General features: G+C 42.1%; 5 protein-coding genes. All 5 read left to right on the forward strand.

Going from position 1 to position 2,534, the window contains the following annotated elements; genetic code table 11:
• Positions 1–231, forward strand: a 231-nt coding sequence (locus QZ735_RS07790) for a GNAT family N-acetyltransferase (RefSeq protein WP_294246514.1), incomplete at its 5' end; no start/stop codon positions are given.
• Between the two features lie 28 nt (positions 232–259).
• Positions 260–643, forward strand: coding sequence for a hypothetical protein (locus QZ735_RS07795; RefSeq protein ID WP_294246517.1), 384 nt, complete (start codon positions 260–262; stop codon positions 641–643).
• Positions 644–783: 140 nt separating this feature from the next.
• The gene (locus QZ735_RS07800; RefSeq protein ID WP_294246520.1) at positions 784–1,398 is read left to right on the forward strand and encodes a hypothetical protein; all 615 of its coding nucleotides are present in this window, start codon (positions 784–786) and stop codon (positions 1,396–1,398) included.
• Positions 1,391–1,900 carry a hypothetical protein gene (locus tag QZ735_RS07805; protein ID WP_294246522.1) on the forward strand — a complete coding sequence of 170 codons (510 nt, stop codon included), beginning with the start codon at positions 1,391–1,393 and terminating at the stop codon, positions 1,898–1,900. The genes QZ735_RS07800 and QZ735_RS07805 overlap by 8 nt, the downstream gene beginning before the upstream one ends.
• Before the next feature lie 209 nt (positions 1,901–2,109).
• A partial coding sequence (tyrS, locus tag QZ735_RS07810; protein WP_294246523.1) for a tyrosine--tRNA ligase occupies positions 2,110–2,534 on the forward strand: 425 nt, incomplete at its 3' end.

The raw sequence follows: 2,534 nt of genomic DNA on the forward strand, positions 1-2,534 counted from the left end.
CCTTTGTTCCGGGGAAAAGGGTTTGCTTTGGAAGCGGCCCGAAAATGCAGGGACTTCGCTTTTGAAAACCAGCTCCATCACCGGTTGGTTTCCATCATCATTCCTGAAAACGACAATTCAAAGAAAGTAGCCCTAAACAACGGATTGACTTTCAGGAGAAACATTGATTACTCAGGGAGGAAAATGGATCTGTTTCAAATGAACAGGGAAGATTGGGAAAATTTAAAGTAATTTGCCGCCTGAAATGTAATGACAGCATATGAGTACCATCAACACAAGATTAGAAAACATAAAGAGACTCCAGGCAAAAAGATGGGAGAATGAAGACCATTGGGACGAAATCAATGAGGTCTTAATTAAAGAACTGGAAGATATTTTACGGGAATCACCCCGCAATACAGCAGCCATGGTGAGCATGGGAGCCATTTATTCAGATATGGGAGAAAATGAAAAGGCATTTGCCTGTCTGCAGCATGCATTGAAACTGGGATCCGAAGATAAAAACCTGTTCGTCAATCTGGCTATCGTTATGGTTGATCTGGGAAGGCATCCCGAAGAATACCATGAGTATCTTGAAACGGCTGAAGACTGCCAGGAAGATCCGTTGACCTTTAAAGCCTATTTTGATCCTCAGGCGCAGTAAACTGCAGGGCAGAAAAATAAAACAGGTCATCGCATACCGTTTCCGGATATTTCAAAATAATGCAATACTATTATTTTATATGCTTTTTTTCACTATCTTAGTTACGGAATCTGCTGAAAAACAAGGCACCACATAATAGTATGGCAGAAAAACTTTATTTCATCAAGACCAATTCCGTTGCTGCAAAGATCAATCTGTACAACAGGCTCTGCCGTGAAGAAGAACAGGTCCTCCGGTTCATGGAAGACGACCCGAAAACAAGTTTTGAACTTATCAAAAAAAAAGTACAGGAAAATAACATCACTAACTTTTCCCGGGAAGAGATTTCAGGTATTTTCAAATGGTTTGTAGCCATGCACGGTCCGGATTCCGAAGAAATAAAAACCCAGCTTTTTATTCACGGACTGGATGTTTTTTATGAAATTTCAGAGCCCGGCCTGCGCGAAGGTTTCCTGCATCTGCTTTCTGAGTATGAAAACCGAACCCAAATGCGGCTGGCATCCGCTGCTCCTTCAGAACATTTTATTCCGTTTCTGATCTTCGGAATTTTTCTTTCCGGGCTGGCGGACAATACAGAGCACTACCTGTTCGGATTCCTGCAATCAAAATATCAGGACCTCTATAGAGTTGCAGAAAAAGAACACCGGGAAAACCTGCCCGGAAAACACGATCCGGCGGAACTTTACCGCTGTTTTTCAGAATTGTATGATGAAGTGAAATTTTATAAAGGCTTTATCATCAGGCTGAATGCATAAAATGACCATCCCCGATCCCATATTGCGTACCGATGTTTTTGATGTACTGTTAACGCCTGTTCCTTACGGATGGAGCGACCTGCATCTTCATATTGCGGAAAAACATTTTCATTATTTCATCACCCATGTATTCAATGATCCTTATGCAGACCTGATGCAGTCCCTGCTGGATCTGGCCGCAGGAAAAAACGAATCGGAATTTACATGGCATGAAGAACCCGGCGGATGCACGTTCAGAACAAACAAAATACAGGATCAGCACCATAAAATCAAGGTATCATTATATGAATTCAACGAATTATGCGGATGTATACCGGATTACCGGCTGGCTTGCTGTTTTGAAATCCGGACAAAACAATGGATCATCATTTTCTATCTGCAGCTGAAAAAAATCTTTTTGCTGTTTCAGGACAAACATTTCGCACAACCCAGGGGCGGCGAAGAATTTCTCAGAACTTTCCACAGCTTTGAGATGGCCGTACTGAAATATATAAATAAATAAAATTGAGCTTTCGCAGGAAAATATTTTCTATATTTGTTACCATGAAGCAACTGAATAACATTTTACGCCTGTTTTTTTTCAGCGTTTATTATTACCCGGCCTATGGTTCGGGAAAGCTTCTGTAAACTTATTTCAGTAAAAAACATTCTAAAATAATTCAGAACCCGGGCCATTCGTCCGGGTTTTTTCATGTCTAAAAATTCAAGAAAATGATCAGTACATTAAAAGAAAATGCGGAAATCATTCTGCCGCAGAACGGTCTGGAAGATAAATTACAGCAGGCCGGAAGAGAACAGAGGAAACTCATCATCAAGCTGGGATTCGATCCTACGGCTCCGGATCTTCATCTTGGGCACGCGGTAGTCCTGAAAAAGCTGAGGCAGTTTCAGGACCTGGGACATCAGGTCGTTATTATTGTCGGGAGCTTTACGGCGAGAATCGGTGATCCTACCGGCAAAAATAAGGCACGAAAGCCACTGACTGCTGCAGAAGTGCAGCACCATGCGGAAACTTACATCAGCCAGCTTGCCAAAGTCATTGATGTTGAGAAAACCAAAATTGTTTTTAATTCCGAATGGCTGGATGCATTGCCGTTTCCGGAGGTAATCCGGCTGATGTCTCACGTTACGGTAGC

This window comes from uncultured Chryseobacterium sp. (genome assembly GCF_913776365.1).
GTDB lineage: Bacteria > Bacteroidota > Bacteroidia > Flavobacteriales > Weeksellaceae > Chryseobacterium.

Excerpts from the sequence above, each read along its gene's own strand:
- QZ735_RS07805 (WP_294246522.1), top strand. The coding sequence starts at position 1,391 with ATGCATAAAATGACCATCCCCGATCCCATATTGCGTACCGATGTTTTT.
- QZ735_RS07800 (WP_294246520.1), top strand. The coding sequence starts at position 784 with ATGGCAGAAAAACTTTATTTCATCAAGACCAATTCCGTTGCTGCAAAG.
- QZ735_RS07795 (WP_294246517.1), top strand. The coding sequence starts at position 260 with ATGAGTACCATCAACACAAGATTAGAAAACATAAAGAGACTCCAGGCA.